At 71.7% G+C, this 26,672-nt stretch carries 26 protein-coding genes; 11 read left to right on the top strand and 15 right to left on the bottom strand.

Annotated elements, in window-relative coordinates; translation table 11 throughout:
- Window positions 1-19: 19 nt before the first annotated feature.
- The 7 genes from ABD830_RS29065 (at window position 20) to hpnH (ending at window position 7,642) form a co-directional block, all read left to right on the top strand.
- Window positions 20-805 carry a polysaccharide deacetylase family protein gene (locus ABD830_RS29065; RefSeq protein ID WP_344994112.1) on the top strand — a complete coding sequence of 262 codons (786 nt, stop codon included), beginning with the start codon at window positions 20-22 and terminating at the stop codon, window positions 803-805.
- Window positions 806-888: 83 nt separating this feature from the next.
- Window positions 889-1,767, top strand: a complete 879-nt coding sequence (gene hpnC, locus ABD830_RS29060; protein WP_344994110.1) for a squalene synthase HpnC — start codon at window positions 889-891, stop codon at window positions 1,765-1,767.
- Window positions 1,768-1,788: 21 nt separating this feature from the next.
- Window positions 1,789-3,156 (top strand): hydroxysqualene dehydroxylase HpnE, encoded by a 1,368-nt coding sequence (gene hpnE, locus ABD830_RS29055; RefSeq protein ID WP_344994108.1) that lies wholly within the window; start codon window positions 1,789-1,791, stop codon window positions 3,154-3,156.
- Window positions 3,153-4,163: a polyprenyl synthetase family protein gene (locus tag ABD830_RS29050; RefSeq protein ID WP_344994106.1), complete on the top strand. Its 1,011-nt coding sequence runs from the start codon at window positions 3,153-3,155 to the stop codon at window positions 4,161-4,163. The genes hpnE and ABD830_RS29050 overlap by 4 nt, the downstream gene beginning before the upstream one ends.
- 1 nt (window position 4,164) lies before the next feature.
- Window positions 4,165-6,027: a squalene--hopene cyclase gene (gene shc, locus ABD830_RS29045; RefSeq protein WP_344994103.1), complete on the top strand. Its 1,863-nt coding sequence runs from the start codon at window positions 4,165-4,167 to the stop codon at window positions 6,025-6,027.
- Window positions 6,024-6,641, top strand: coding sequence for a phosphorylase family protein (locus ABD830_RS29040; RefSeq protein ID WP_344994100.1), 618 nt, complete (start codon window positions 6,024-6,026; stop codon window positions 6,639-6,641). Before shc ends, ABD830_RS29040 begins: the two co-directional genes overlap by 4 nt.
- Window positions 6,638-7,642 carry an adenosyl-hopene transferase HpnH gene (gene hpnH, locus ABD830_RS29035; RefSeq protein WP_344994097.1) on the top strand — a complete coding sequence of 335 codons (1,005 nt, stop codon included), beginning with the start codon at window positions 6,638-6,640 and terminating at the stop codon, window positions 7,640-7,642. Before ABD830_RS29040 ends, hpnH begins: the two co-directional genes overlap by 4 nt.
- 3 nt (window positions 7,643-7,645) lie before the next feature.
- Here the strand turns inward: hpnH and ABD830_RS29030 are convergent, their stop codons facing one another.
- Window positions 7,646-8,389, bottom strand: coding sequence for an SDR family NAD(P)-dependent oxidoreductase (locus ABD830_RS29030; protein WP_344994094.1), 744 nt, complete (start codon window positions 8,387-8,389; stop codon window positions 7,646-7,648).
- Between the two features lie 183 nt (window positions 8,390-8,572).
- On the opposite strand from ABD830_RS29030, the gene ABD830_RS29025 reads away from it, so the two are divergent.
- The 4 genes from ABD830_RS29025 (at window position 8,573) to ABD830_RS29010 (ending at window position 12,653) form a co-directional block, all read left to right on the top strand.
- The gene (locus tag ABD830_RS29025; protein ID WP_344994093.1) at window positions 8,573-9,961 is read left to right on the top strand and encodes an amino acid permease; all 1,389 of its coding nucleotides are present in this window, start codon (window positions 8,573-8,575) and stop codon (window positions 9,959-9,961) included.
- A gap of 111 nt (window positions 9,962-10,072) precedes the next feature.
- Window positions 10,073-10,741 (top strand): C39 family peptidase, encoded by a 669-nt coding sequence (locus ABD830_RS29020; protein ID WP_344994090.1) that lies wholly within the window; start codon window positions 10,073-10,075, stop codon window positions 10,739-10,741.
- A gap of 165 nt (window positions 10,742-10,906) precedes the next feature.
- Window positions 10,907-11,569, top strand: coding sequence for a C39 family peptidase (locus ABD830_RS29015; protein ID WP_344994087.1), 663 nt, complete (start codon window positions 10,907-10,909; stop codon window positions 11,567-11,569).
- A 103-nt stretch (window positions 11,570-11,672) separates the two neighbouring features.
- Window positions 11,673-12,653, top strand: coding sequence for a C40 family peptidase (locus tag ABD830_RS29010; protein ID WP_344994084.1), 981 nt, complete (start codon window positions 11,673-11,675; stop codon window positions 12,651-12,653).
- Window positions 12,654-12,768: 115 nt separating this feature from the next.
- Here the strand turns inward: ABD830_RS29010 and ABD830_RS29005 are convergent, their stop codons facing one another.
- Genes ABD830_RS29005 through ABD830_RS28940 form a run of 14 tightly spaced genes read right to left on the bottom strand, consistent with a single transcriptional unit; the run spans window position 12,769 to window position 26,654 of the window.
- Window positions 12,769-13,968: a cytochrome P450 family protein gene (locus ABD830_RS29005; protein WP_344994082.1), complete on the bottom strand. Its 1,200-nt coding sequence runs from the start codon at window positions 13,966-13,968 to the stop codon at window positions 12,769-12,771.
- Between the two features lie 54 nt (window positions 13,969-14,022).
- Window positions 14,023-15,033 carry an NAD-dependent epimerase/dehydratase family protein gene (locus ABD830_RS29000; RefSeq protein WP_344994079.1) on the bottom strand — a complete coding sequence of 337 codons (1,011 nt, stop codon included), beginning with the start codon at window positions 15,031-15,033 and terminating at the stop codon, window positions 14,023-14,025.
- Complete coding sequence (locus ABD830_RS28995) at window positions 15,030-15,431, bottom strand: cation:proton antiporter (protein ID WP_344994077.1); 402 nt, start codon at window positions 15,429-15,431, stop codon at window positions 15,030-15,032. The genes ABD830_RS29000 and ABD830_RS28995 overlap by 4 nt, the downstream gene beginning before the upstream one ends.
- A complete protein-coding gene (locus ABD830_RS28990; protein ID WP_344994074.1) occupies window positions 15,421-16,656 on the bottom strand; it encodes a hypothetical protein in 1,236 nt (411 codons plus the stop codon). Before ABD830_RS28990 ends, ABD830_RS28995 begins: the two co-directional genes overlap by 11 nt.
- Window positions 16,653-17,924: a phenylacetate--CoA ligase family protein gene (locus ABD830_RS28985; protein ID WP_344994071.1), complete on the bottom strand. Its 1,272-nt coding sequence runs from the start codon at window positions 17,922-17,924 to the stop codon at window positions 16,653-16,655. Before ABD830_RS28985 ends, ABD830_RS28990 begins: the two co-directional genes overlap by 4 nt.
- Window positions 17,925-17,926: 2 nt before the next feature.
- Complete coding sequence (locus ABD830_RS28980) at window positions 17,927-18,607, bottom strand: hypothetical protein (RefSeq protein WP_344994069.1); 681 nt, start codon at window positions 18,605-18,607, stop codon at window positions 17,927-17,929.
- A complete protein-coding gene (locus tag ABD830_RS28975) occupies window positions 18,604-19,824 on the bottom strand; it encodes an ATP-grasp domain-containing protein (protein ID WP_344994066.1) in 1,221 nt (406 codons plus the stop codon). Before ABD830_RS28975 ends, ABD830_RS28980 begins: the two co-directional genes overlap by 4 nt.
- Window positions 19,821-20,816 (bottom strand): glycosyltransferase family 2 protein, encoded by a 996-nt coding sequence (locus tag ABD830_RS28970; RefSeq protein WP_344994063.1) that lies wholly within the window; start codon window positions 20,814-20,816, stop codon window positions 19,821-19,823. Before ABD830_RS28970 ends, ABD830_RS28975 begins: the two co-directional genes overlap by 4 nt.
- Window positions 20,817-20,858: 42 nt before the next feature.
- Window positions 20,859-21,602: a HalD/BesD family halogenase gene (locus ABD830_RS28965; RefSeq protein ID WP_344994060.1), complete on the bottom strand. Its 744-nt coding sequence runs from the start codon at window positions 21,600-21,602 to the stop codon at window positions 20,859-20,861.
- 15 nt (window positions 21,603-21,617) lie between these two features.
- Window positions 21,618-22,922 carry a phenylacetate--CoA ligase family protein gene (locus ABD830_RS28960; protein WP_344994057.1) on the bottom strand — a complete coding sequence of 435 codons (1,305 nt, stop codon included), beginning with the start codon at window positions 22,920-22,922 and terminating at the stop codon, window positions 21,618-21,620.
- The gene (locus tag ABD830_RS28955) at window positions 22,919-23,740 is read right to left on the bottom strand and encodes a hypothetical protein (protein ID WP_344994054.1); all 822 of its coding nucleotides are present in this window, start codon (window positions 23,738-23,740) and stop codon (window positions 22,919-22,921) included. Before ABD830_RS28955 ends, ABD830_RS28960 begins: the two co-directional genes overlap by 4 nt.
- Before the next feature lies 1 nt (window position 23,741).
- Window positions 23,742-24,104 (bottom strand): YybH family protein, encoded by a 363-nt coding sequence (locus ABD830_RS28950; protein ID WP_344994051.1) that lies wholly within the window; start codon window positions 24,102-24,104, stop codon window positions 23,742-23,744.
- A 29-nt stretch (window positions 24,105-24,133) separates the two neighbouring features.
- A complete protein-coding gene (locus ABD830_RS28945) occupies window positions 24,134-25,123 on the bottom strand; it encodes a hypothetical protein (protein ID WP_344994048.1) in 990 nt (329 codons plus the stop codon).
- Entirely contained in the window at window positions 25,113-26,654 is a 1,542-nt protein-coding gene (locus tag ABD830_RS28940; protein WP_344994045.1) for a nucleotidyl transferase family protein, read from the bottom strand. Before ABD830_RS28940 ends, ABD830_RS28945 begins: the two co-directional genes overlap by 11 nt.
- Between the last annotated feature and the right edge of the window lie 18 nt (window positions 26,655-26,672).

The raw sequence follows: 26,672 nt of genomic DNA, 5'->3' as shown, positions 1-26,672 counted from the left end.
CACCCTGGGCGGTAGGGCGATGAACCGTCTCGTCCTGCCGCTCGGGCTGGCCTGCCTGGCGCTGGCGCACGCGGGGCCGGCCGCCACCTGGCTGCCCTCGGTCCGGAGACGCTTGCCCGCGCTCGCCGGTGCCGGCGACCCCGGCCACGTGGCGCTCACCTTCGACGACGGACCCCATCCCGGCTCGACCCCGCGCTTCCTGGACGAGCTGGGCCGGCTCGGCTGCCACGCCACCTTCTTCGTCCTCGGCGAGCTGCTCGAACGCCACCAGTGGCTGGGCCGCCGCATCGTGGCCGAGGGACACGAGCTGGCCGTGCACGGCTGGGGGCACGGCAACGCCCTGATCGCCCCGCCGGGCCGGCTGACGGCCGAGATCGGCCGGACCGCCGACCTGGTGCGGGCCGTCGGCGGGGTCAGGCCGGTGTGGTACCGCCCGCCCTACGGGGCGCTGAGCCTCGAAGCGCTGGTCTCGGCCCGCCTGCGAGGGCTGCGCCCCGTGCTGTGGACGGTCTGGGGCAGGGACTGGGAGGAGGCGGCCACGCCGGACTCGGTGCTGGCCACCGTCGCGGCCGGGCTGCGCGGCGGGGCGACCGTCCTGCTCCATGACTCCGACCACGCCTCCGTTCCGGGTGCCTGGCGATCGGCGCTCGACGCCCTGCCCGCGCTCGTGGAGCGCTGTCGGCTGATGGGCCTGAGAGTGGGGCCGCTGCGCGCCCACGGCGTGCCGGCCCGTATTTCCATAAAAGCCACTCCCCCTTTTCCAACGCATTCAAACGACCATTTCCCGGAGCCCGTCACTGCGTAAATGCCGGGCCAATGAAATGGAAACAGAATATGGTGGCGGGGCCATCGGGTTTGCGCCGCCCAGCGGGGGATAATTTCCCTGTCGTGCTGTCACAGAGGGGCCATTCGCGGGAGCTGGCGGAAAAGGCGCGCCGGGAGAACTTCCCGGTGGCCTCGCGGCTGCTGCCGCGCCGGCACCGCGACCACCTCATGGCCGTGTACGGCTTCGCGCGGTCGGTGGACGACGTGGGTGACGAGGAGCGTCCCGACGACCGCCTGCGACTGCTGGCGGAGTTCGAGACCGATCTGGCCCGCCTGTACGACGGCCAGGTCCCTGTGCTGCGGCCGGTCCGCGCGCTGGCCCGCACCGTCCAGGAGTGCTCGATTCCCGCCGAGCCGTTCCATCACCTCATCGAGGCCAACCGGCGTGACCAGACGGTCACCCGCTACGAGACGTTCGACGAGCTCCTCGGCTACTGCGAGTTGTCGGCCAACCCGGTCGGCCGGATCGTGCTGCACGTGTTCGGGGAGACCGGCGGCGACCACCAGGCCCGGTCGGACCGGGTCTGCTCGGCGTTGCAGGTCATCGAGCACTGCCAGGACGTGGGCGAGGACTACCGGCGCGGGCGCGTCTACCTGCCGCAGGAGGATCTGCGGCGGGCGGGCTGCCCGGCCGTCCATCTCGCGGCGGCGGCCACGTCACCGGGGCTGCGCGAGGTGGTCGCGGTGCAGGCCGCGCGGGCCGGCAGACTGCTGGCGGAGGGCGAGCCGATCGTCGCCTCGCTGTCCGGCTTCGCCCGTACGGCGGTCGCGGGCTACGTCGCCGGCGGCCACGCGACCCTGGCGGCGCTGAGAAGCGCCCGCTACGACGTTCTGGCCCGTACTGTCCGGCCACGCCGCGCGCGCCTGCTCGCGGAGTGGACACGTGTCCTGATGACCATGAGGTGGCCCGGTGCGGGCCTCCAACGCCTGCCGTCGGCCTGAGATCCGGGCGGGGAGCCTCCGATGAGCATCACACCAGAGCCGCGCAGGGCTCCTCCGACGGGCATCGCTCCGGTGGCGGTCGTCGGCGGCGGCCTGGCCGGCATCTCCGCGGCCATCGCCCTCGCCGAAGCGGGATGCCCCGTGACGCTGTACGAGGCCCGCCCGAGGCTGGGCGGCGCCACGTACTCGTTCCAGCGCGGCGGACTGACGGTGGACAACGGCCAGCACGTCTTCCTCCGCTGCTGCACGGCGTACCGGGGACTCCTGGAACGGATCGGCGGCACCGCGCTGGTGGACCTGCAGAGCCGGTTCGACGTGCGGGTGCTCGGCACGGCGGGCCGGGCCGGGCGGCTGCGCCGCGCCGCGCTGCCGGGGCCGCTCCACTTCGTGCCCGCACTCGCGGGCTACCGCCTGCTCGGGCCGGGCGACCGGATCCAGGCCCTGCGCGGCTCGATCGCGCTGGGCCGGCTCGATCCGGCCGATCCGCTGCTCGACACGGTGACGTTCGGGCGCTGGCTGGCGGCGCACGGCCAGCGGGCCCCGGTGCGTCAGGCGCTCTGGGAGCTGCTCGCGGTGGCCGCCCTCAACACGGGGGTCGACGACGCCGCGCTCGGCCCGGCGGTGAAGGTGTTCAAGACCGCCCTGCTCGGCCGGCCGGACGCCGCGGACCTGGGCATTCCCCTGGTTCCGCTCGGCGAGCTGCACGACACCGCCGCCAGGGCCGCCATCACGCGGCGCGGCGGCGCCGTACGGCTGTCGGCGAAGGTCACGGCCATCGAGCCGGGACCGGCCGTCATCGTGGACGGCGCCAGGGTCGAGGCGTCGGCGGTCGTCGTGGCCACGCGCCACGAGCAGGCCGCCAAGCTGGTACCGGCGGGGGCGGCGCCCGGCCAGGACAGGTGGAGCGGCCTGGACGCGAGCCCGATCATCAACGTCCACGCGGTCTACGACCGGCCGGTCATGCGGGTGCCGTTCGTCGCGGTCACCGGCTCGCCGGTGCAGTGGGTGTTCGACAAGACCCGCGTCGCGGGGCTGCGCGGGGGGCAGTACCTGGCGGTGTCCGTGTCGGTCGCGGACACCTGGATCGACCGGCCGACCGCGGACCTCCGCGAGGTCTTCGTCCCGGCACTGCGATCGGTGTTCCCGGCCGCGCGGCGGGCCCGGATGACGGACTTCTTCGTCACCAGGGAACGGCGCGCGACGTTCCGCCAGGCCCCGGGCAGCGGGGCGCTCCGCCCGCAGAGCGCCACCCGATGGCCCGGCCTCTACCTCGCCGGCGCGTGGACCGACACCGGCTGGCCCGACACGATGGAGGGGGCCGTGCGCAGCGGACTTCACGCGGCTCACCTGGTCAGGCAGCACGTACGAGATCAGGAGAGCGCACCATGACCCTGACCCTGCCACCCGCCGAGGCGGCCCGCGAGCTCGTCGAGCCGGTGCTGCGCGAGGCCGTCGGCCGCCTCGACCCGCACACCGCGCGCGTCGCCCGCTACCACTTCGGCTGGACCGACGACTCCGGGCAGCCCCGCGCCGACGGCGGCAAGGCGCTGCGGCCCACGCTCGCGGTGCTGTCGGGCCGGGCGGCCGGCGCGGACGTCGCGCGGTGCCTGCCCGCGGCCGCCGCGGTGGAGCTCGTGCACGCGTTCTCGCTGCTGCACGACGACGTCATGGACGACGACCCGGTACGCCGGCATCGGCCGGCCGCCTGGACCGTCTTCGGCCGCTCGGCGGCGATCCTCTGCGGCAACGCCCTGCTCACCCTGGCCGTGGATCTCCTGCTCGAACAGGGCACCCCCGGCTATGTGGCGGCGGCCCGCGCGCTCAACCTCGCCACGCTCTCGCTCATCGCGGGCCAGGCCCAGGATCTGGCGTTCCAGGACCGCGACGACGTGACGAGGGAGGAGTGCCTGCGGATGTCGCGGCGCAAGACCGCCGCGCTGCTGGCCTGCGCCTGCTCGATCGGCGTCACGGCGGTCGAGGGCCCCGCCGGTCTGGCCGCCGCCCTGGCCGCGTTCGGCACCGAGGCGGGGCTGGCGTTCCAGCTGGCCGACGACCTCCTCGGCATCTGGGGCAGGACCGAGGTGACGGGCAAGCCGGTGCTGTCGGACCTGCGGACCCGTAAGAAGAGCCTGCCCGTGGTCGCCGCGCTCACCGGCCCGACGGAGGCCGGACGCCGCCTCGCCGACTTGCTGGCCCGGCCGGAGCCGCTGACGGAGCCCGACCTGCACGACGCCGCCCGCCTGATCGAGCAGGCCGGCGGCCGGGCGTGGGCCGAACTGGAGGCCGAGCGGCGCCTCGACGCCGCGACCCGGCACCTCGCCGACGCGGACATGCCCGCGGACGTACGGGACTCCTTTCTGCACATCGCCCGCTTCCTCGCATTCAGGGACCACTGACATGACCACCCTCGAGACCCGGAGCCCGCTCGCCGGCGTCGAGCACGCCCTCGAGTCCGCCTGCGACCACCTGATCGGCCTGCGGTCGGCGGAGGGGTGGTGGAAGGGCGAGCTGCAGACCAACGTGACCATGGACGCGGAGGACCTGCTGCTGCGGGAGTTCCTCGGCATCCGCACCGAGCCGGAGACGGCCGAGGCCGCCCGGTGGATCCGTTCCGAGCAGCGGGCCGACGGCACGTGGGCCAACTTCCACGAAGGGCCCCCCGACGTGTCCACCACCGTCGAGGCGTACACCGCGCTGCGGCTGGCGGGCGACCCGCCCGAGGCGGACCACATGCGCGCCGCCGCCGGGCAGATCCGGTCCATGGGCGGCGTCGAGGCGAGCCGGGTGTTCACCCGGGTCTGGCTGGCGCTGTTCGGGGAGTGGCCGTGGCGGGACCTGCCCGTCATGCCTCCCGAGCTGATGTTCCTGCCGTCGTGGTTCCCGCTCAACATCTACGACTGGGCCTGCTGGGCCAGGCAGACGATCGTGCCGCTGACCGTGGTGACCGCGTACCGGCCGGTGCGGCGGCTGCCGTTCGGGCTGCCCGAGCTGCGGACCGGCCGGGCGCCGCGCCGCGCCGCGCGCGGCGGCTGGGAGGCGGCCTTCGGCGCGCTGGACAAGGCGCTGCACCGGTACGAGCGGCGCCCGGCGCAGGCCCTGCGGCGGGCCGCTCTGAGGCGCGCCGTCGAGTGGATCGTCGCACGTCAGGAGGCCGACGGATCCTGGGGCGGCATCCAGCCCCCGTGGGTGTACTCGATGATCGCGCTCCATCTCGCCGGCTACCACGTCGACCATCCGGTGATGCGCCGGGCGATCCGGGGGCTCGACCGGTTCACGATCCGCGACGAGAAGGGGCGCCGGTTGGAGGCGTGCCAGTCTCCTGTCTGGGACACCGCGCTGGCGGTCAACGCCCTGCTCGACGCGGGCACCCCCGCCGATCATCCGGCCATCACGGGGGCCGCCGACTGGCTGCTGCGCGAGGAGGTCACGAGGGCGGGCGACTGGGCCGTGCGCAAGCCGGCGCTTCCGCCCGGCGGCTGGGCGTTCGAGTTCGACAACGACGGCTACCCCGACACCGATGACACCGCGGAGGTCATCCTCGCGCTGCGCCGCCTCGACCGGCCCGGTATACGGCCGGCGGTCGAGCGCGGGCTCCGCTGGATGGCCGGCATGGCGAGCCGCGACGGCGGCTTCGCGGCGTTCGACGCCGACAACGACCGCGCGCTCTGCACCAGGCTGCCCTTCTGCGACTTCGGCGCGGTGATCGACCCTCCGTCCGCCGATGTCACCGCGCACGTCGTCGAAGCCCTGGCCAAGGAGCGGCCCCACTCCCCCGTGCTGCGCAGAGCCGTCGTCTGGCTGCTCAAGGCGCAGGAGCAGGACGGATCGTGGTTCGGCCGCTGGGGCGCCAACCACGTCTACGGCACCGGGGCCGTGGTGCCCGCCCTCGTCGCCGCCGGGGTCCGTCCGGGGCATTCGTCCGTACGGCGTGCCGTGACCTGGCTGGAACGGCACCAGAACGGCGACGGCGGCTGGGGAGAGGACCTGCGTTCCTACCGCGACGCCACCTGGATCGGCCGCGGCGCCTCCACCCCGTCGCAGACGGCCTGGGCGCTGCTGGCCCTGCTCGCCGCCGGCGAGCGCTCGCCGGCGGTGGAGCGCGGGGTGCGCTGGCTGGTGGAGCGGCAGCGGCCGGACGGCACGTGGGACGAACCGCACTTCACGGGCACCGGCTTCCCCGGCGACTTCTACATCAACTATCACCTCTACCGGCTGGTCTTCCCGATCAGCGCCCTGGGACGTTATCGGGAGCTGTCATGAGCGGCCTGCTCGTCTGTGCCGCACTCGGCATCGAGGCTCGCGCGATCAGGCGCGGTCTGTCTCCTCGCCTCACCGGCACCAGGGTGATCGCCACCGGGATCGGCCCGCGGCGGGCGGCCCGCGCGGCCGCGCACCTGGGCGATCAAGAGGCGATGGCCGTGGTCGGGTTCGGCGGCGCGGTCGGCGGGAGCCTGCGGCCGGGCGACGTGCTGGTGGCGAGCGAGGTCCGGTTCCGGGGGCAGGTGCATCCCTGTCCGTCGGCCGCCCCGCTCGCGGAAGAGCTGGCCCGCGCCGGCCTGCCCGCCATGGTCGGGCCGTTGGTGACCGCCGATCGCGTCGTCAGAGGGGCCGAGCGTCGGCGCCTGGCCGCCCTCGGCGCGTACGCCGTGGACATGGAGACCGGGCCGCTGGCTCTCGTCGCGGCGGGACGGCCGCTGGCCGCCGTGCGGGTCATCGTGGACACTCCGCAGGCGCCGCTGCTGAGCCCGGCGACGCTCGCCCGCGGCCTCGCCGCCCGCCGCACGCTCCGCGCACTCGGCCCGGTGCTGGTCCGCTGGGCGGCAACCATCCCGGGGACCGTGCCGTTCCCGCTACCGGAGGAGTCGCTGCCATGACGATCCCGCTTCGGCAGAGCCTGCGTATCGGCGGCTACATCCTCGGCCAGCGGCTCCGGGGACGGACGAAGTTCCCGCTGCTGGTGGAGCTGGAGCCGCTGTTCGCGTGCAATCTCAAATGCGCCGGCTGCGGCAAGATCCAGCACCCCGCCGACGTGCTGAAGCAGCGCATGCCGGTGGAGCAGGCCGTGGCCGCCATCCAGGAGTGCGGCGCCCCCATGGTCTCGATCGCCGGCGGTGAGCCGCTCATGCACCCGCAGATCGGCGAGCTGGTCCGCCGCCTCGTGGACATGAAGAAGTACGTGTTCCTCTGCACGAACGCGCTGCTGATCCCCAAGAAGATCGACGAGTTCGAGCCCTCGCGGTACTTCACCTGGACCGTGCACATCGACGGCGTCCGCGAGCGCCACGACGCCGCGGTGTGCAAGGAGGGGGTCTTCGACGAGGCCGTCGCCGCCGTGCGGGAGTGCCGGCGGCGCGGCTTCCGGATCACCACGAACACGACGTTCTTCTCCACCGACAGCCCGCAGACCGTCATCGAGGTGCTCGACTACCTCAACGACGAGCTCGCCGTCGACCAGATGATGGTCTCCCCCGCCTACGCGTACGACAAGGCGCCCGTCCAGGACCGGTTCATGGGCGTGCGGGAGACGCGCGCGCTCTTCCGCGAGGCCTTCGCCGGCGGGCGGCGGCGCCGCTGGCGGTTCAACCACTCGCCGCTCTTCCTGGACTTCCTGGAGGGCCGGATCGAGCTGCCGTGCACGGCCTGGGCCATCCCGTCGTACTCGCTGTTCGGCTGGCAGCGGCCGTGCTATCTGATGGCGGACGGGTACGCGCGGACGTACCGCGAGCTGATCGAGGAGACCGACTGGTCGGCGTACGGCCGGGGCCGCGACCCGCGCTGCGACAACTGCATGGCGCACTGCGGCTACGAGCCGACCGCTGTCCTGGCCACGCTCGGCTCCCTGAAGGAGTCACTGCGTGCCATCAGGAGCGGCTGACCCCTAAGCCCTCCCGAAGCGCCGCGCCAGCGCCCGGAACGGGCCGGGTGCCGCTCCGCGCAGCCTGGCCGGCACCCGCAGCCAGCCGGGCACGAAGGACTCCGGCCGGCCGTGCCGGATCGCCGCCACGATCGCCCGCGCCACCCGCTCCGGCGCGATCGGCGCCGGCCAGCCGCGCGTGTACGGGGCGCCGCGCCGTACGAAGAAGGGCGTGTCCACCACGCCCGGCAGCAGGACGGACACGCCGACGCCCGGCACGTGGCGCAGCTCATGGCCCAGGGCCTCCGCGAAGGCCATCAGCCCCGCCTTCGTCGCCGAGTAGACCGCCTCCTGATCCACGCCCACCGCCCCGGCGATGGAGGCCACGAACACGAGGTGTCCCCGGCCCGCCGCCACCATCCCCGGTAGCAGCAGCCGCGTGAGCGCGATCGGCGCCGCGAGGTTGACGGCCAGCAACTGCTCGACGCGGCCGGCCGGCATCCGCACGAACGGCCCGGCCCACCCCACGCCGGCGTTGTTCACCAGGACGTCGACGTGTCCGGCGCGCGTGGCGAGATCGTGGGCCTGCGTGGCGACGTCGCACACCAGCACGCGCCCGCCCGTCGCCGCGGCGACCGCCGCCAGGCGTCCGCGATCGCGACCGGCCAGCGTCAGCCGCGCGCCGGTGACCGCCAGCGCCCGCGCGGTGGCCGCCCCGATCCCCGAGGAGGCCCCGGTGACCAGCACGTGGGCGTCCGCGAGCCTCATGGCGTCGGTTCGCAGGCAAGCATCGGCCACCTATCCGCAACGGTGCGTATCACGGCGTACAGTCGTGTGCTTTTCCACTCCCGGGGAGTCTCAACCAGCCGCCGGCGGACCGCTCAGCATGAGCAACGGCATAGACAAGTCGCAGGTGGGCAGGGTCGCTCCCGCGGAGCATGTGGGGGCGTCATGGCCATGTCGCGAAGCGTCTTCAGGCGCAAACCGGTGGAGCAGATCGCCGCCGAGCACGAGGGGGAGCTGTCCAGGTCGCTCGGCCTGTGGCAGCTCACCGCCATCGGGGTGGGTGGCATCATCGGCGCGGGCATCTTCGCCCTGGCCGGCGCGGTGGCCAACCAGACCGCGGGGCCGGCCGTGCTCGTGTCGTTCCTGATCGCGGGGATCGCCAGCGCCGCCGCCGCCTTCTCGTACGCCGAGTTCGCGGGCCTGATCCCGAAGGCCGGGTCCGCCTACACGTACGGGTACGCGGTCCTGGGGGAGATCGTCGGCTGGTTCATCGGCTGGGACCTGCTGCTGGAGTACACCGCCATCGTCGCGGTCGTGGCCATCGGCATCTCCGGCTACTTCGGCTTCCTCGTCCAGCAGCTCGGCTTCACGCTGCCCGCGTGGATGCTCGGCGCGCCCGGCACCGGCCGTGGGCACGTGGTCGACCTGTTCGCGGTGCTGCTGTGCCTGCTCATCGCCTTCATGCTGAACCTCGGGATCCGCGCCGCGGCCCGGTTCGAGACGTTCGTGGTGGCCGTGAAGGTCGCCGTGGTGCTGCTGGTCGTCGTGGTCGGCTTCTTCCACATCAACACGGCCAACTACACGCCGTTCTTCCCGTACGGGGTCAGCGGCGCGATCACCGGGGCCGCCACCGTGTTCTTCGCGGTGTTCGGCTACGACGCGATGAGCACCGCGGCCGAGGAGTCACGGGACGCGCGGCGGCACATGCCGAAGGCGATCATGTACTCACTGATCATCTCCATGGTCCTGTACGTGCTGGCCACGCTTGTGCTCACCGGCATGCAGAACTACCGGCAGATCGACCCGGAGAGCGGCTTCGCCTCGGCGTTCGCCGCCGTCGGGCTGTCCGGGCTGGCGAGCCTGATCGCGGCCGGGGCCGTGATCGGCATCCTCACGGTGATGTTCACGTTCATGCTCGGCGTCACCCGCGTCTGGTTCTCGATGAGCCGCGACGGTCTGCTGCCGCAGTGGTTCGCCAAGCTCCACCCGGTACGGCGGGTGCCCACGCGGGTCACGTGGATCGTGGGCGTCGCGTCGGCGGCGATCGCCGGGTTCCTGCCCATCCGTGAGGCGGCCGAGCTCACGAACATCGGGATCCTGCTGGCGTTCGTGGTCGTGTGCGTGGCGGTGATCGTGCTCCGCTACCGGCAGCCGGACCTGCCGCGGTCGTTCCGCATGCCGGGGATGCCGGTGGTGCCGGGTCTCGGGGCGCTCTTCTCGATCTGGCTGATCACGTTCCTGAACCCGGTGACGTGGCTGCGCTTCGCCGTGTGGTTCGTGATCGGGCTGATCGTCTACTTCGCCTACAGCCGCAGGCACTCGATGCTGGATTGACGGCTCACCTGTCCCCCCTGTCACGCTGAGCTTGCGTTTGCACACATTTAGCAGATCAACTACGGTCCTTGACTGCTCTTTACTTTTTGTGTGCATGCGTGGAGTGATCAAGTGAAATATCCCGGAACGGGAACCGGCATCGCCCTCACCACGACCGTGACGGCCCTCTGCCTCACCGCTCTGTCACCGGCCTACGCGTCCCCGACCCCCACCACGACCCCCTCCCCGACCGCCACCGCCAGGACCCAGAGTCTCGTCGCACCGCTGAAGTACCAGCTCAGCCTCAAGGGCCAGCGGCAGGAGACCAACTACTTCTGCGTGCCGGCGTCCTCGTCGATGAGCCTGTCGACCTTCGGCGTCAACGTCAGCCAGGCGACCCTCGCCAAGAAGATGAAGACCACCCCGTCCCACGGCACCCAGCGGGTGAACGCGCTGCCGGTGGTCAACTCCTACGTCAAGTCACGCGGCTACACGTACACGGTCCCCGGCGACACGGACGGCAACCCGGCCCTGCTCATGAGCCGGGTTGCCGACAACGTCGGCCAGTTGCACCGGGCGCCGCTGCTCGGGGTGTGGATGGAGCAGCTGCCCTGGAACAAGGGCAAGGTCAAAGGCACCAAGGTCGGCCATGCCATCATCGCGTACGGCTATGACAGGATGGCCGGCACCATCACCGTCTACGACCCGTGGAAGCCGACCGGCGGCACCCACACCATCAGCGCCTCCACGCTGGCCGGCATCCTGCAGCCTGGTGGCATGTACTACATCTCCAAGCTCTGACCGGCTCCAGCGGGTCGTCGGGCGACGGCCCGCTGCGGACGGCAAAATTTAGCGTCCTCTTTCGTAACACATGCCCCCTGCATCCCCATTTGCACATCATTGACCGATTACCCGCCGCCGTTGACTACTCTTTGCTCCATTTGTGTGCATATGTGGAGTTGTCACGTGAAAAACCTTAGATCGGCGACCGGCGCCGCCCTCGCCATGGCTGCGACGGTGGGAGCGCTCTGCCTCACCCCTCTGTCACCGGCCTACGCCTCGTCCGGCACCCTGGCCGCCGACCCCAGGTCGGACCAGCTCGCCAAGCCCTTGAAGTTCCAGCTCAGCCTGGACACCCAGCGGCAGCAGACCAACTACTTCTGCGTGCCCGCCTCGTCGTCGATGAGCCTGGCGAGCTTCGGCATCATGGTCAGCCAGGCGACCCTTGCCAAGAAGATGAAGACCGCCCCGCCTTACGGCACCGAGGGTGTGGACGCCGTTCCGGTGATCAACTCGTACGTCAACTTCCTCGGTTACAAGGTCACGATGCCCACCGACGCCGACGGCAACCCGGCCGTCCTCATGAAGCGGGTCTCCAAGGACATCGGCGAGCTGCACCGGGCACCGGTGCTCACGGTGTGGATGGACCAGTTGCCCTGGAACAAGGGCAAGGTCAAGGGCACCAGAATCGGCCACGCGATCCTCGCGTACGGCTACGACAAGTCGGCCCGCACCATCACCGTCTACGACCCGTGGAAGCCGACCGGCGGCACCCACGTCATCAGCGCCTCCGCCCTGGCCGACGTCCTGCAGCCGGCCGGCAACATGTACTACGTCTCCAAGCTCTGACGCGTCCACCTACTGGGCCCGCGCACTGAACGCCGGAGCGGCGCCACGCGTATCCCCACGTGAAGTCGGCCATGAAGCAGGGACTTCGCGAGGAGGCATCGTGGTGACCGTGCCGACATGGCTCGGGCGGACAGCGGCGGCCGTGACTCTGACGTCGGCCGCGCTGGCCTCCAGCCCGGGCGCCGCCGTGGCCGAGCCGTCGCCGGCCCAGACCAGGGCCAGGCTGGTGAAGCTGAACGAGCGGGCCGATCAGGTGGTCGAGCGCTTCAACCAGGCCACGGAGACGTACAAGAAGGCCAAGAGGAAGTACGACGCCCTCGACGCCGAGCTCGGCCGCAAGGACGCCTCGGCCGGCGCCCTGCGCGAGGACGTCGTCAGGGTGGCGGTCGGCGACTACCAGCTCGGGCCCTTCAGAGGGTGGGAGCGCTTCGCCGGGCAGGGAGACCCCGAGGCGATCATGGGCGGCATGGCCTCGCTCCAGGAGATCGCCGAGGCCAGGGCGGCCAAGGTACGCGCCTATGAGGCGGCCACCAAGGAGCTGCGCGATCGGCGCGACGACGCCAAGAGAGCCCTGGCGGAGGCCGAGGCCGCGCGTGACAAGGTGCGCGACGAGCAGGCCAAGATCGAGAAGCTGATCGCCGAGCAGACCAAGCTCCTGCGCGGGCTGGGCACGTTCAAGACCGGGAACCCCAACAGCCCGGGCATCCCGTACACCGGCCCGGCCTCCGGCAGCGCCCGCACGGCGCTCCGGTTCGCCTTCGCTCAGGTGGGCAAGCCGTACCGGTACGGGGGCACCGGGCCCGGCTCGTACGACTGCTCCGGCCTGACCCAGGCCGCCTGGCGCGCGGCGGGAATCCAGCTGCCCCGCACCACCTGGACGCAGTGGAGCTGGGGAGCCAACCGCCGCGTCCCGCTCGACCGGCTGCAGCCCGGAGACCTGCTCTTCAGTAAGGGGCTGGGACACATGGGCATGTACGCCGGCAACGGCAAGATGGTCCACGCGCCCCAGACCGGAGACGTCATCAAGGTCGTCAACCTGGACGACTACTGGCGCAACCGCCTCGCCGGCGCGATCCGCCCTTGACGCGCCGCCACCCTACGACCGTGTGAGGCCCCGCCACCGACGGGCGATCACGGAGACGACACGACCCAAAGTGCCGCCTGCCCAAGGTGCCGCCCTGTCGCCTCAGGCAGGACGCTCAGGAGGCCCGTACCGGAAGGCTGGTCAGGCCGTGCATGAGCAGGCCCGGGCGCCAGGCGAGCCTGTCCTCGGGGACGGCGAGCCGGAGGCCGGGGAAGCGCTCGAGCAGGTGGCCGAAGGCGACCGCGCCTTCGGTACGGGCCAGCGGCGCGCCGAGGCAGTAGTGGATGCCGTGCCCGAAGGCGACGTGCTGGCCGGGCGCGCGGGTGACGTCGAAACGGTCGGGGTCGCCGAACTGCGCCGCGTCCCGGTTCGCGGACAGGAAGGACACGAGGACCAGCTGCCCCTGCGGGATCTCCGTGCCGCCGATGGTGACGGGCTCCTTGGTGAACCTGAGGGTGGACGTGCTGACCGGCCCGTCGAAGCGGAGGAACTCCTCGATCGCGCCTGGCAGCAGCCCCGGGTCCGCGCGGAGCGCGGCGAACTGCTCCGGATGGCGCAGCAGCGCGAGCATGCCGTTGCCGATCAGGTGCACGGTCGTCTCGTGGCCGGCCACCGTGAGCAGGAACGCGGTGTCGACGAGCTCCCGCTGACTCAGCGCTCCCGCCTCGTCCTGGGCCTGCACCATGGCGCTGAGCAGGTCACCGGTCGGCTCGGCCCGCCTGGCCTCGCAGAGCTCGCCGAGGTAGGCGGTGAAGTCGACGGCGGCCCGTACGACCTCCTCGGGGTCCAGCACGGCCCCCTCGATGGTGGTGTTGGACCATTCGATGAGCCGCGGCCAGTCGCTCTCCGGGATGCCGAGCAGCTCCCCGATCACCATGGCGGGCAGCGGCACGGCGTAGTCGCGCAGCAGGTCGAACTCCGGGCCCACCTTGTCGAGGAGCCCGGCGCTGATCTGCTCCACGCGCGGACGGAGCGCCTGCACGCGGCCGGCGGTGAACACCCTGCCCACCAGCCTGCGCAGCCGCGCGTGGTCGGGCGGGTCGACGAAGAGCATGTTGTGGGGCACCACGGCCTCGTAGCCGCTGCTGTCGCCGCCCTCCAGCTCGTTCGCCTTGATCAGGTGGGGGTGGTTCGTGAAGTCCTTGCTGAGGCGCGGGTCGGTGCAGGCCGCCTTGACGTCCTCGTAGCGGCTCACCACCCAGACCCGCACGCCCTGCGGTGTGGCGGTCTGGAAGACGGGCCGTTCCGCGCGGAGCCGCGCGTAGACCTGATGTGGGTCACGCAGATAGTCCTGATCGAACAACGTCTCGGCCATCGTCGCCCTTTCACATGCGGAATGGTTCCCTTGATCACTGGACTACGCGGGAGGCTATCTGATCAGGGCCTGCCAGGAGGGCGGCATGTTGCGGCCGACCTCGATCGCGGAGAACACCGACGGCTCCTGCGGCCCGTGCTTCTTCGCCCAGGCGGCCATCTGCGCGAGCCCCTCGTCCAGCGGCACCGAGTCCGCGCCCACGCCCAGGATCTGCCTGGCCTTGTCGTGCGCGGAGAAGGCGTGGACCACCTCGTGCCTGGCCTCCAGGTGCCGCACCCGCAGCGGGGCGTCCATCGCCTCCGCGACGGCCCGGGCCAGCTCGTTGACGGTGTAGGGGGTGTCGCCGCCGATGTTGAAGACCTCGCCGTAGGCGCGCGGGTTGCCGATCGAGCGGGCGATCGGCAGCGCTACGTCGTCGATGTGGCTGAAGGCGCGGGTCTGCTCGCCGTCGCCGAAGACGGTGCACTCCTCGCCGCGCAGGATCTGGTTCATGAAGATGCCGATGACGTTGCGGTAGCGGTCGCCGATGTTCTGCCGCTCGCCGTAGACGTTGTGCGGCCGGAAGATGATGTACGGCAGGCCGAACATCTCGTGGCTGACCTTCAGCTCCTGTTCGACCGCGTACTTGGCGATGCCGTACGGGTCCACCGGGGCGGGCGTCAGGTCCTCGGTCATGGGGGGACTGGCGTGGCCGTAGACGGCGATGGAGGAGGTGAAGACGAAGCAGCGCACGGTCCCGGCGTTGACGGACGCGTTGATCAGGTTCACGCTGCCGATCACGTTGTTGGTGTAGTTGTAGCGCTTGATGAAGTGGCTGAGCCCTTCGGCGGCGTACGCGGCCAGGTGGAAGACGTAGTCGAACTTCCACGTCGCGAACAGCCCGTCCACGGTCTCCGGGTCGCACACGCTGCCCTCCTGGAAGTGGGCGCCCTCGGGCACGTTGGCCGCGTCCCCGCCCGACAGGTCGTCGAGCACCACGACGCGGTGGCCCGCGCGGAGCAGGTCGGCGGCGACGTGGGAGCCGATGAACCCGGCGCCCCCGGTGACGAGTGTGGTGGCGGTCATGACAGTCGTTCCTTTCCGCTGATGGTGACTCCGCTGGTGGCGGCGTGGTGCTGCTCCGGCCCGGATGGGGGCCCGGCGGGGTTGAAGAGCTTGAGCAGGCGGAGCGCGGGCACCGCCATCACGGTCGTGACCAGGGCCATCAGCACGAGCATGGCGAAGACGCCGACGCTAAGTCCGGTGCTGAGCACGACGATCTCGGTGACGCCGCGGGCGTTCATGAGCACGCCGAGTCCGAGCGCGAGCCGCCTGGGCATGCCTCCGGCCAGCGCCACCACGGAGGCGGTGCCGAGCTTGCCGAGCACGGCGACCGCGGTCAGCACGAGAGCCAGGACCAGGCCGCGGGCCGGCGCCGGCAGCAGCCGCTGCTCGGTCTCCTCCATCGGTCTGTCAACGCGCATGTTCCACCCCGGTCAGTTGACGAGACTGCGGTCCGAGCCAGCGGAGGATCGCCCCCGCATGGATGAGCTCACCGAACGCGATCAGAATCACCGCGCCGAGCGCCCCCGCCCACGGCACGACGACGAACGCCAGCGCCCCGATCACCGCCAGCGACAGGGCCGCCCCGACTGCGGTCGCGTGCAGCGCCTCGCGGGTGGCGTTCTCCATCACGTAGTTGGCGCTGCCGACGGCGAAGATGACGGGGACGCAGGCGATGTAGAGGATCACGACCCCGGCGTCCCCGTGCGGCCGCAGCACGGTCAGCGCCAGCACCAGCAGGGCCAGCACGTACGGCGTGCCGGTCAGCATCAGCAGGCGCAGCCAGCGCGACAGCCGCTGGTAGGCGGCGGTCAGGTCCCGCTGGTGCAGCGCCCTGGACACGTCGGGCTGCAGGATGCGCAGCAGGTAGGAGAAGGCGTTGAGCAGGGTCGAGGAGGCGGTGGACGCCATGTAGAGCCCGGTGCTCTCGGCCTGCGCGCCGGCCACGGACAGGGCCAGGAACATCAGGCTCATCGTCATCCCGCCGGCCAGGTCGGGCACGGCCATCCGCAGCGACGTCCCGACGGCGGCCCTCTTGAGCGTGCGGCGGCGCAGTCCGCGGAAGTCGGGCCGCAGCCCGGCCAGCAGGGCGAGGTTGAGCACGGCCACCGCGCCGACGTACAGCGCCAGGAACGTCACCGGCGTGATCTTCAGCACCAGTGCCGCCCCGGTGCAGGAGGCCAGCGCCGCCGATTGCACAAGTTGGTTGGCCACGTCGCGCGCGGGCTTGCCGATGGCCCTGGTCAGGCCGACGAGCACCTGGTTGAGCCCCACGCCGATCTGGCTCAGTCCGGCGAGCGCGGCCAGCGGCCACGGCCCGTTGTGCCCGAGCGCCAGCAGGCCGCCGAGGACGGCGAGCGCCGCCACGAGCAGCAGCCCGGCGAGCGCCACGAAGACGCCGACCAGCGCGGGGACGGTGTAGCGCAGCCGGGGGATCAGCTTGAGCGCGCACTTCTCGATGCCGGTCGAGGCGATCAGGGCCAGGACGGCCGCGCCACCCATGGCCTGCGCGTATCCCGCGTAGACCGGCGAGCCCCAGGCCGCCAGCAGCGCCACGTTGGCCACCAGCAGCGTCCCGCGGTACACCGCCCGCCCGCCGACCAGCGCCGCCAGCCGCCTGGTGGTGGCCGGTGCGGGGAGTTTCATGCGGAGTAGTCGGAGGTGACGAACCTGCCCTTGCCGCCCGGCGTGATGAGCACGGACTCCGCCTGCACCACCTCCAGCGGGAACTCCCCTCCGGCCAGCCCGAACAGCTTCTCCCGCGCGGTCGCGAACACCCGCTCGGCCTCCTCCTCTCCGCTCGGCACGACGTGGAGGCGTACCAGCCCGTCGGCCTCCTGGTGGACGAAGCACTCGCTGATGCCGGGGTGGGTGGCCGCCAGGTGCAGGAACGCGTCCGGGTAGAGCCGCTCCCCCGACGGCAGCGTGACGTAGTCGTTGCTGCGTCCCGTGGTCAGGCGCAGGGTGCGGAAGCGGCGGCCGCAGGGGCAGCGGCCCGGCTCGATGACGCCGATGTCGCCCAGGCTGTAGCGCAGCAGCGGCATCGCCTGTTCGAGGAACGAGGTGACCACCACCCGGCCGGGCTCGCCGTCCGGGACCGGCTTGCCGCGGTCGTCCACGATCTCGACGTACACGCGGTCCTCGCCCAGGTGGGCGCGGCCGTGGCGGCAGTCGTAGGCCACGTTGAGCACCTCGAAGGCCGAGTACTCGTCGAAGACCGGCGCCGCGAACTGCGTGGCGAACATGGCGCGGTGCTCGGGCAGCAGCAGCTCCGACTCGGTCATCACGATCCGCAGCGTCCGCCGCAGCCGCGCCAGCTCGTCCGGGGTCAGCGACCGCAGCAGGGCCCGCAGGTGGACGGGGTAGCCGATCAGCACCTTGGGGCGGTTGGCCAGCAGCTCCGCCTTGATCTCCGCCATGGGCCGGTGCGAGAGGATGACGTGCCGCCTGAACAGGCCGAACCGCTCGAACCTGCGGGCGGGCGGCGCGAACGGCCGGATGTGGCTGAGCCGGTCGGTGGGCAGGTAGCGGCCGGTGGCCAGGAACCTGCGCACGCACGCGGCCATGTGGTAGTCGTGGCCGTCCTGGTCGTGCAGGATCCTGACCCGCCGCCCGGTGCTGCCGCTGGTCTGGAACGACAGGCACCGCTCCGGGTCCACGCCGTCGGCGAGCATGTGCTCCAGTGGCTGCTCACGCAGCACCTGCTTGTCCAGCACCGGCAGCTCGGCCAGCTCGGAGAGGGAGCGCAGCGGCCCCCCGGCGTAGCGCGGGTCGTCGCGGTAGTACGGCACCCGGGTGCGGGCGAGCTCCAGCACCCGGTTGAGCCCGCGGAGCTGGCGGCGGCGCAGGGCCGCCGCGCTGCCGTACTGCCGCGCGATGGTGAGCGGCACGTACGCCGCCTCGCGCACGAGCATCGCTACGCGCTCTCGGTCCGGGTACGGACGAACCGCAGCCTGAGCCCGTCCCACCAGCGCTGCGGACTGAAGAACACCGCCAGCGCCAGCACCACGTGGACGATGATGAACGCGTACGCCTCGTACTTGGTGGGCTCGTGGCCGAGGAACACGGTCATGTGCGAGGCCCAGTCCCACACGTCGGGGATGGTGGCGTAGGCCGGGTCGGTGTGGTCGTTGACCGTGAGGAAGGCGAAGTCCTCCAGGCCGGACAGCATCAGCAGCAGCATGCCGTAGGAGAGCCTGCGCACCAGCGACGCCGAGCCGCCGCCCAGCCGGAAGGCCAGCACCATGGCCAGGATGAGGAAGGGCGTCACCGTGAGGACGTGGTAGTACAGGCCGTAGAACGCCTCACGGCTGCGCTCCTCCACTCCGCCGAAGAAGAAGATCTTCGGCACGAAGTAGAGGAAGTACACCAGGAACGCGGGTGGCACCGTCCACAGCGCGAGCCTGATCCGCTTGGCCCACTCGACGTCCAGCCTGGCCAGGGCCTCGGTGGCGAAGACGAACGGGAGCAGCTTCACCAGGAAGACGCCGAGCGACTTCACCTCCCGGTCATGGGGCAGGCCGAACCAGACGAACGCCGCGGCGGCGACGGCGAGCGCCAGGAATATCAGGAAGCCCAGCGGCTTACGGGGGATCATGGGGAACCTTTCACATCGGGCTCGATCTTGAATTGGAGCGTCCGCAGGGCCCGGTTCAGCGCGTCCTCCAGCAGCTCCCGCGTGTCGGCGACCAGGACCAGGTAGCCGAGCTTGTGCCCGGCCTGCGTGTAGGCGCGTACGTGGTCGCCGGGGGACTTGAACACCTGCACGTCCACCACCTCGGGCATCCGCCTCAGCTCGGCGAGCCCCTCGACGGCGGTGAGCACGCCGTCGACCTCGGCGGCCAGGATGCGCAGCGCGGCGGTGCGCCGGTGGGTGACGTCGATGGTCAGCGGCTCGCCCAGGGCCAGCCGGATGGCCGCCTCGACCGTGTTCAGGCCGAAGGCGTGCCGGACCATCAGCGGCATGCCGTTGCCGCCCAGCCTGGCGCCCATCTCGATGAAGCACAGGTCGCCGCCGGGGGTGAGCACGAAGTCGAAGTTCACCGGGCCATGCCGGTGCCCGACCTCGGCGCAGATGGCGGTGATCGCCTCGCTCAGCCGCGCGTACACGGACGGGTCGAGGGCGGCGGGCACCACGTGCGCCAGGCTGATCATCGCCGGCGGCCCGGTGATGACCCGGTCGGTGACGGCCATGAACGCCAGCCGCCCGTCGGCGAAGAACGACTCCACCGCGCCGTGGCTGCCCTCGATCAGCTGCTCCAGGATCACCTGGCGGGAGAAGGAGTTCTTGCGGGCGTGCTCGATCGCGCCCGCCAGGTCGGCCTGCCGATCTCCTGGGCCGTTCAGCACGGTGATGCCCTTGCTGCCCGACGAGTCGGCCGGCTTGACGATCAGCGGGTAGCCCAGGTCCGCCGCCGCCGCGGTCAGCTTCTCGATGTCGTCGTCCTGCGCGTAGCGGTACGCGGGCAGCCCCAGCCGGTCGATGACCTGCCGGAAGAAACCCTTGTCCACCGTGCACCGCAGGGCGTCGGGCGCGGTCTGGTGCGGCGTGCGGTAGATCCGGCGCAGCTCGGCCACCGCCTCCTGGGCCGCGTCGCTAGCCGGGGAGATGACGGCCGCGACGTCGATCGGGCCGAGGACGCGGGCGATGCCCTCGGGATCCCTGCTGGTCATGCAGAGGAACTGGTCGGCCTCCACGGCGCCGAGCGCGTCGGGGCGCTGGTCCACGCCGATCACCCGGTAGCCGAGCCTGCGCCCCTCCCGGTAGGCGGGGATCTGGTCCTCGCCTCCGCCGAGCACGATGAGGTTTCTCAACTGACGTTCTCCCAGACTTCGGCGACGACATAGGGCGTTTCGTGGCCGTACAGGGCCTCGTCCGCCCGGATCGGGATGTTGGCCTCGCGGATCTGGTAGCGCGGCATGCCGATCGCCTGCACGCGCATCACCCGTACGAGGTAACGCGCGACCACGGCGAGCAGGACGAGCGTCACCAGGGCGGTGAGCAGGGCCGCCAGGTCGACCGCGAGCGGGGTGACGCGGCCGGCCAGCGCCAGCGCCGCGATCGCGATCCCCCCGGCCCACGCCACGCCGGCCAGGCCGACGAGCCAGGTCAGCGGCCGGAACGAGAACCCGACGAACAGCTCGACGGCGTGCGTGAACAGCTTGCGCAGGTTCCACTTGCCGGTCCCGTCCACCCTCGGCTGGTGCGCCGTGGGCAGCGTGGTGTAGCGGGCGCCGAGCAGCGGGGCGGTGGCGATGAAGTACGGCGTGGACAGCTTGCTGTCCACCACCTTGCGCGCCACGCTGGTCCGCACGATCCGGAACACCGACGCGCCCTGCGGCAGCTCGATGCCGAGCCAGCGCTGGGCGATCGTCTGGTGCGCCCAGGTGCCGAGCTTGCGGTACCACGCGTCCTGGCGGTTCTCGCGCACGGCGAAGACCACGTCGTAGCCCTCCATCGCCTTGGCCACGAGCCGGTGCATCTCGCGCGGCGGCGACTGCAGGTCGGCGTCGAACTGCACCGTCCAGGCCTTGGAGGCGTACTTGAACCCGGCGGAGAAGGCCGCCTCCAGGCCGAAGTTCCTGGCGAAGGAGATGTACTTCACCCGGGGATCGACGGCGGCGAAGCCCTTGATCGCCTCCAGGGTGCCGTCGGTGCTGCCGTCGTCGACGAACAGCAGCTCGGCGTCGTCGTACTTGCTCAGCTCCGCCTGGATCTCCTGGTACGCGCGCTCGACACAGGCGATCTCGTTGTAGCACGGGATGATCGCGGTGATGCCGGGGGGCGGCATGCGGACGTCCTTCATGCCCGCATGCGCCCCTGTCTGATGGATTAAGTCGGACATCTGTCAGTCGAACATCGCGTGCATGGTCTCGTGAGTGGCCTCCTTCTTGGCGTCCGACTCACTGGCCCAGCAGGTGTTCAGGATGATGCGCGTCCGGTCGGCGTTCAGCGGGATCGTGCGGTGCAGGGTGGTGTCCGAACGCAGGAAGTACAGGTCGCCGGTGACGTGGCCCCAGGTCCTGATCGGGTGTTCCTGCAGGTACTCCTCCACGCGCGGGTCCTGCTTGTTCCAGTCGGTGTGCGGGACGGTCTGGAGCTGGCCGCCGTACTTCGCCTCCGGGGCCTCGATGATCCAGATCACCGTGAAGCTGAAGTCGCCCCAGTGCCAGCCGTGCGTGTCGCCCTGCTTGTGCTGGCGGATGGCGATGTACTTCTCCTCCTCCCACGGGCACAGCACGACCGGCTGCGCCGCCAGCCGCGACAGGAAGTCCATGAGCGCCTGCGACTCGTAGACGGCCGGGATCAGCTCGCTGTCCTTGGCGATGGCCTGCTGGCTGATCGTGCTCATGTAGCGGGGCGAGTTGCCGGTCTCGGCCAGGTGGATGTCGATCCGCTTCTCGTGCAGGTCGAGCAGTCGGTGGACCTCGTCGGTGACCTCCGAGAACAGCGACTGCGGGACCAGCCCGGGCAGCTTCACGTAGCCCTCGCGGCGGAAGTGCTGCGAGAGCTTGCGGACGGCGTGGTCATCGGTGTACGTGCTCTGGAGGTGCTCGGCGATGCGCTGGTCGATGGTTGCTTTCAGCGACATGTGGCAGTGACCTTTCTAGGTTGTGGACGAGTCACCGGAAAGCACGGGGTCTCCGTGGACTTTCACGATCTTGATCTTTCCGTTGGCTTCCGGGGCGATGTGGGTCGCCGTCCGCACGGTGGCCTCCAGGCCGGGCGCCCTGCGGCGGAGCGCCTGCTCGATGTCGGTCGTGAGGTCGCGGCGGGCGTCCGCCGTGGGGACGACCACCACCTCGATCGCCCCCGGGCGGTACTGGATCAGCTGCATCCGGGTCACCTCGGGGAAGTCCTGGATCACGGAGGTGAGGAAGCTTCCGTAGTAGCGCCGGCCGTCGGCGGCGGCGATGCGGTCCTGGCTGCGGCCCAGCACCTCGCGCACGATGGGCGTGCGGGCCACTCCGCAGGGGCAGTCGCTCGAGGTGATGTGCACCCGGTCGCCGAGCCGGTAGCGGATCAGCGGCATGGCCTGGCCGCGGAGCCTGGTGAGGAGGATCTCTCCCTTTCCGTCCTCGACCGAGACGGTGCCGTCGTCGTGCTCGACCTCGACGACCAGGTCGGAGGTGCGCAGGTGCAGGCTGCCCCGCGGGCAGGCGCGGGCGATGGTGAACGTCTCGACGCAGGCGTACACCTCCTGGTAGGCCGCGCCGAAGTAGTCGAGGATGTGCGCGCGGGCGGCCGGGGTCAGCCGCTCACCGCCGAACAGCACGGTCCTGACGCTGTCGTAGGCGATGCCGCGCCGTTTGAGCTCGTCCACCACGCTGCCGATGACGTTGGGGAACCCGACGAGGAACGTGGGCCTGGCCGCCAGGAACGCGGCCACCTGCTCGTCCAGCGGCCGGTCGGTCGGGATGTGGAAGTTGCGCAGCACTCCCAGGCGTTCGAGCGGGTGGCGCAGGAACGGGTTGACCCGGAAATAGGCGATCCGGTCGGTGGGGCGCAGCCCGCTGGAGAGCATGTCCTGCAGGTAGGTGGCGCGCAGGTAGCCGAGGTCGCGTTCGGAGTTGCGGATGGTGATCGGGATGCCGGAGGAGCCGCTGGTCGTGGCCGAGCGGGTGCCGGCCTCGGTGAACCCGTCCGCGAGCAGGGCGGCACCGTGGTGGTGCAGGTCCATGCGGTCCAGCACCGGGAAGCCCGCCAGGTCGTGCGCGGTGCGCAGTGCTTCGACCCGGGCGGGGTCGTACGTGCGCCGGTAGTGGGGGACGTCGGCGTAGGCGTGCCGGACGAGGGCGCGCAGCCGCTCGGCCTGGAGCCGCAGCTGCTCCTCGTGGCCGCGGCGCTCCCTGCGGCGGATGGCGGCCAGGTGGTAGGCGACCGGCGCGAGGCCGAACGTGGCCCCTCTCACGAGGCCACCGCCTCGCGGGTGGTCAGCACGGGGGTGCCGTGCCGGCCGCAGCGCCCCACGGCGAGGTGGGCGGTGCCCGGCACGCTGATGCCCACCAGGGTCGGCCGCCGCCGTCGCAGCAGGGTGAACAGCGGTCCCGCCGGGGTCTGGCGGACGTGCACGCGCCGCCAGTTCACGTGGACCTGGCCGCAGTCCCGGTCCCGGCCGCCGAGATAGCCCAGCCGCGCGTCGTGCACCACATGCCCGTGGGCGTCACGCTCGTGGGTGGCGTGCTCGTGGGCGTGCTCGTCGGTGTCGAGGTCCGTCAGGGGCAGGCGTACGAGCAGGCGTGCCCGGCCCGGATGATCGGGCAGCTCGGCGAGCTGGCCGGCGTCGCCCAGCAGGGCGGGCTCGCGGGCGGCGCGCAGGGCGCGCAGCCCGGCCGCCCTGGTCTCGGGGTCGGCCACCTCGGCGTCCGCGCTCAGCACGACGTGGTAGCGCGCCCTGCCGACCCGCCGCCAGTCCAGCAGTGCGCGGCGCACCTCGAACAGCGGCCGCTCACCCCGGTACGCCCCGGTCAGCCTCAGCGCCTCCAACAGCTCGGCGGGCTCGCCGATCCAGCCGGGCTCCTCCCGCCGCCGCTCGTACGGCGCGCCCAGCGGGTACAGCCCGGCCAGCACCTCCTGCAGCCGCGTCACCGGCGTCGGCGCCGGGTCCTCCCGCCGTGCGCCCGCCTCGGCCCACATCTCGCGGTAGTACGGCACGGTGCCGAACGCCCGTGCCACCGCGGCCCGGTACGCCTGTTCCCAGGCTCGCTCGGAGAACCCCGATCCGGCCATCTCAGCGGAAGGTGTTCTGGTCGTGGACGAGAAGCCACCGCCCGTCCGCCCGGGTGAAGTAGAGGGTGAGGTAGTAGACCTTCTGGTACGGCTCGCCCTCCGGGTCCAGGTCGTCGTACTCCACCGACAGCAGGGCGAAGGCGGCCTCTCCAAGGGTCTCCGCCCGTACGGTCTCGGCCCGCAGCGACCAGTCCGGATCGCCGAACCAGGCGGTGTGGAACTCGGCGATCGCCTCCTTGCCGCGCAGCAGCGTCCCGTTCGGCAGGATCACGGAGGCGTCCTGGTGGACGGTGGCCAGGTAGGCCTCCAGGTCACGGGCCTCTATGGCCTTCAGGTGCGCGTCGAGCGCCTGTGAGAACTCCACGGTCGTTCGCCTCTCGAGATGTCGGACGGTCACCACGCGGCCAGCACCGCGGTCTGGGGAATCAGCTCGCACCCGAACCGCTGCTTCAGCTCGGCCATCCCCTTGCCGAACTCGCATCCCTCGCGGCCGTGCCTGATCATGTAGTCGATCTCGCGTAGGTACAGGTCGAAGTAGAGGTTGCGGCGGCCTCCGTCGCGCACGTCCAGCGACCCGGTCACCGTGGTGACCAGCCGCCGGCCGTCGTCGAAGGCCAGGTCGAAGCAGAGCAGCCGGTCTCCGTCCAGATGGCCGAAGTACCGCACCCCTTCCTCGCCGCCGAGCACGTGGAAGTAGCGGGCGGGCAGGGGCGCGTCGGAGCTGCCGTGCTTGCGCAGGGTGGCCCGGGCCAGCGTGCCGGCCTGCGCCGGGTCGATCTCGCCCGCGCCCGCCAGCACCCGCGTGCCCTCTCCGGCCTCGGCCTGGATCTTGCGTAGCCGGCGGCGCCGGTCGCGCGGCAGGTCGGCGAAGTACGCGTCCATGTCGCTCCAGCGGTTGCGCAGCAGCGTGTTGGGCGCGGTCGTGAGCCGGGGCCGGGACCGCCGCGCCACCACCGGCAGCAGGTCCGCGGTGACCTGCCGGTAGACGATGCCCAGGCAGCGCCGGCCCAGCAGGCGGCGCAGCGCCTTCTCGAACGCGGCGAGCACGGCGGCCCTGTCCCGCTCGGACAGCTCGGCGGCGAAGGCGAACCCGCTGGTGAAGCCGATGGGCAGGCGGCAGTTGAACCACCCCGCCGGCGGCAGCCCCCCAGGCTCGGCGTATCTGCCCCGGCTGGGCGGCAGCCCGGCCACCTCGCCGGTGAACAGCGCGGCCACCTGGCCCCCGTCACGCACGATCCCCAGCCGGATGGGGCGGGTGGAGCACCAGGCGACGGTGGTCAGCGCGTCCGCCTGCCAGGCCGCGATCAGGCCCTGCTGCTTGCGGAAGAGCTCCCAGTCGGCGGGCACCGGCTGCACCGTGGGGTCGACGATCTCAACCCGCATCGGCATCACCCGGCCTGAGCCGGCCGAGCACCCGTTCACGCAGCGGGCGCTCGGCGCGGTCGGCGTAGGCGCGCACGGCGGCGACGAGCCCGGCCCTGCCGAAGCTCTCCTCCAGCCGTCGCAGCGGCGGCCCCGACTCGGTGCCGAACAGGGTCAGGTAGAGCGTCCGGTACGACGCGCGGGTCCAGCGTTCCGGCAGGTCCCCATCCACGAGCAGGTCCCCGGGCTCGGCCTCGGACGTCCGGTCGATCCAGCGGTGGCCCCGGCGGCGGCTGTCGTGGGCCAGCCAGGCGTGGGCGTGGCGCACCCGTTCGGCGGCGGCCGGCCCGAGCCGGGCGATGACACGTTCCACGTCGTAGCAGTGGGACTGGAGCAGCCCGAGCACGTGCCGCATCCCCGGCAGCGGGCCGGCCTCCTCGCCCTCGCCGGCGATGAGATCGTGCAGCGCCGTCGCCCGCCGCTCCCCCGCCCGCACCCGGGCCAGGAAGCGGTCGTAGGCGTCGTAGGCGGCGACGAACGGGGCGAAGTCCAGGCTGATGCGGAAGTCGGACAGGCAGTTCGGCCTGCCGTACAGGAACAGGATCAGCCGGGGCGGCATCACCCGCATGAGGTCGGCGAGCGTCATGCCGCCCCCACGCGAGCCCGACACCTTCCCGCTGTCGCTCGACTGGCGGACCAGGCCGTAGGGCACGATCACCGGCTGGTGCGCGCGCAGGTACTCGCGGTAGATCGCCCGGGTGCGGTCCATCGTGCTGCCCGCGCTGCAGTGGTCCTGGCCCGCCGGCTCGCAGTCGATGCGCTCGTGGGTGACGCGCAGCGTCCAGTCGAGCGCCCACGCCGGCTTGACCAGCTCGGTGCGCCGCGTGCTGGCGAGAGCGCCGCAGGAGTCGCAGGCGTAGCGCACCCGGTCGCGGCCGAGCCTGAGCGTACGCGTGCCGCCCCGGCCGCACTGCTCGCAGTACACGCTGAACAGGTGCTCGGGCGCCTGCCCGAGGAGCTTGCCGAGCCGGCCCGCGGCGCGGAGGTAGCGCCGCTGGAGCGGCACGTAGGTGCCGGCGAGGTAGCGTCCGTGCTGGTAGTGGGTCTGCCAGTCGGAGTCCGCCGGGGTGCGGCCGTCGGCGTCGGCCTCCGCCGGGCAGATGCCCATGCGCTTCAACTCGGCGATGTAGCGGCGGCAGATCCGCCTGCTGCGCTCGGTGGCGGCGCCCAGCGGGCGGGCCCCGTACCCGGCCAGCTCCGGGTCGCGGGCGGCCTGACTGGGGCGGATGGGGTCGTAGTCGTCGAAGCTGAGCAGGATCAGCGAGTCCTGCCCCAGCCGCCGCAGCGCCCGGTGGACCAGGTACGCGCAGGCGGTGTCGCGGAAGTTGCCGACGTGGAACCAGCCGCTGGGCGACATGCTGGTCTGGATCACCACGCGCCGCTCCGGCCCGTGCCGCTCCATCAGGCGCCGCGCGTAGTCGTAGGCCCAATGCGGCTGGGAACGATCCTGTCTGAACAGGTCGGTGTAGCCGACCCCCGCAGTGGTGCTCATGTGCGTCGTCCGCCGCCC

Source organism: Nonomuraea helvata, from assembly GCF_039535785.1.
Lineage (GTDB): Bacteria > Actinomycetota > Actinomycetes > Streptosporangiales > Streptosporangiaceae > Nonomuraea > Nonomuraea helvata.
The sequence above is the reverse complement of the archived record's forward strand: the minus strand, read 5'-3'. Positions and strand labels throughout refer to the sequence as shown.

What these genes read in the sequence shown, in the direction of transcription:
- ABD830_RS29005 (WP_344994082.1), bottom strand. Translation starts at nt 13,968, where the DNA reads ATGGCCGAGACGTTGTTCGATCAGGACTATCTGCGTGACCCACATCAG.
- ABD830_RS28995 (WP_344994077.1), bottom strand. Translation starts at nt 15,431, where the DNA reads ATGCGCGTTGACAGACCGATGGAGGAGACCGAGCAGCGGCTGCTGCCG.
- ABD830_RS28940 (WP_344994045.1), bottom strand. Translation starts at nt 26,654, where the DNA reads ATGAGCACCACTGCGGGGGTCGGCTACACCGACCTGTTCAGACAGGAT.
- ABD830_RS28980 (WP_344994069.1), bottom strand. Translation starts at nt 18,607, where the DNA reads ATGATCCCCCGTAAGCCGCTGGGCTTCCTGATATTCCTGGCGCTCGCC.
- ABD830_RS29030 (WP_344994094.1), bottom strand. Translation starts at nt 8,389, where the DNA reads ATGAGGCTCGCGGACGCCCACGTGCTGGTCACCGGGGCCTCCTCGGGG.
- ABD830_RS29040 (WP_344994100.1), top strand. Translation starts at nt 6,024, where the DNA reads ATGAGCGGCCTGCTCGTCTGTGCCGCACTCGGCATCGAGGCTCGCGCG.
- ABD830_RS29050 (WP_344994106.1), top strand. Translation starts at nt 3,153, where the DNA reads ATGACCCTGACCCTGCCACCCGCCGAGGCGGCCCGCGAGCTCGTCGAG.
- ABD830_RS29025 (WP_344994093.1), top strand. Translation starts at nt 8,573, where the DNA reads ATGGCCATGTCGCGAAGCGTCTTCAGGCGCAAACCGGTGGAGCAGATC.
- ABD830_RS28945 (WP_344994048.1), bottom strand. Translation starts at nt 25,123, where the DNA reads ATGCGGGTTGAGATCGTCGACCCCACGGTGCAGCCGGTGCCCGCCGAC.
- ABD830_RS28970 (WP_344994063.1), bottom strand. Translation starts at nt 20,816, where the DNA reads ATGAAGGACGTCCGCATGCCGCCCCCCGGCATCACCGCGATCATCCCG.
- shc (WP_344994103.1), top strand. Translation starts at nt 4,165, where the DNA reads ATGACCACCCTCGAGACCCGGAGCCCGCTCGCCGGCGTCGAGCACGCC.
- ABD830_RS28955 (WP_344994054.1), bottom strand. Translation starts at nt 23,740, where the DNA reads ATGGCCGGATCGGGGTTCTCCGAGCGAGCCTGGGAACAGGCGTACCGG.
- hpnH (WP_344994097.1), top strand. Translation starts at nt 6,638, where the DNA reads ATGACGATCCCGCTTCGGCAGAGCCTGCGTATCGGCGGCTACATCCTC.
- ABD830_RS29000 (WP_344994079.1), bottom strand. Translation starts at nt 15,033, where the DNA reads ATGACCGCCACCACACTCGTCACCGGGGGCGCCGGGTTCATCGGCTCC.
- ABD830_RS29065 (WP_344994112.1), top strand. Translation starts at nt 20, where the DNA reads ATGAACCGTCTCGTCCTGCCGCTCGGGCTGGCCTGCCTGGCGCTGGCG.
- hpnE (WP_344994108.1), top strand. Translation starts at nt 1,789, where the DNA reads ATGAGCATCACACCAGAGCCGCGCAGGGCTCCTCCGACGGGCATCGCT.
- ABD830_RS28985 (WP_344994071.1), bottom strand. Translation starts at nt 17,924, where the DNA reads ATGCTCGTGCGCGAGGCGGCGTACGTGCCGCTCACCATCGCGCGGCAG.
- ABD830_RS28990 (WP_344994074.1), bottom strand. Translation starts at nt 16,656, where the DNA reads ATGAAACTCCCCGCACCGGCCACCACCAGGCGGCTGGCGGCGCTGGTC.
- ABD830_RS28965 (WP_344994060.1), bottom strand. Translation starts at nt 21,602, where the DNA reads ATGTCGCTGAAAGCAACCATCGACCAGCGCATCGCCGAGCACCTCCAG.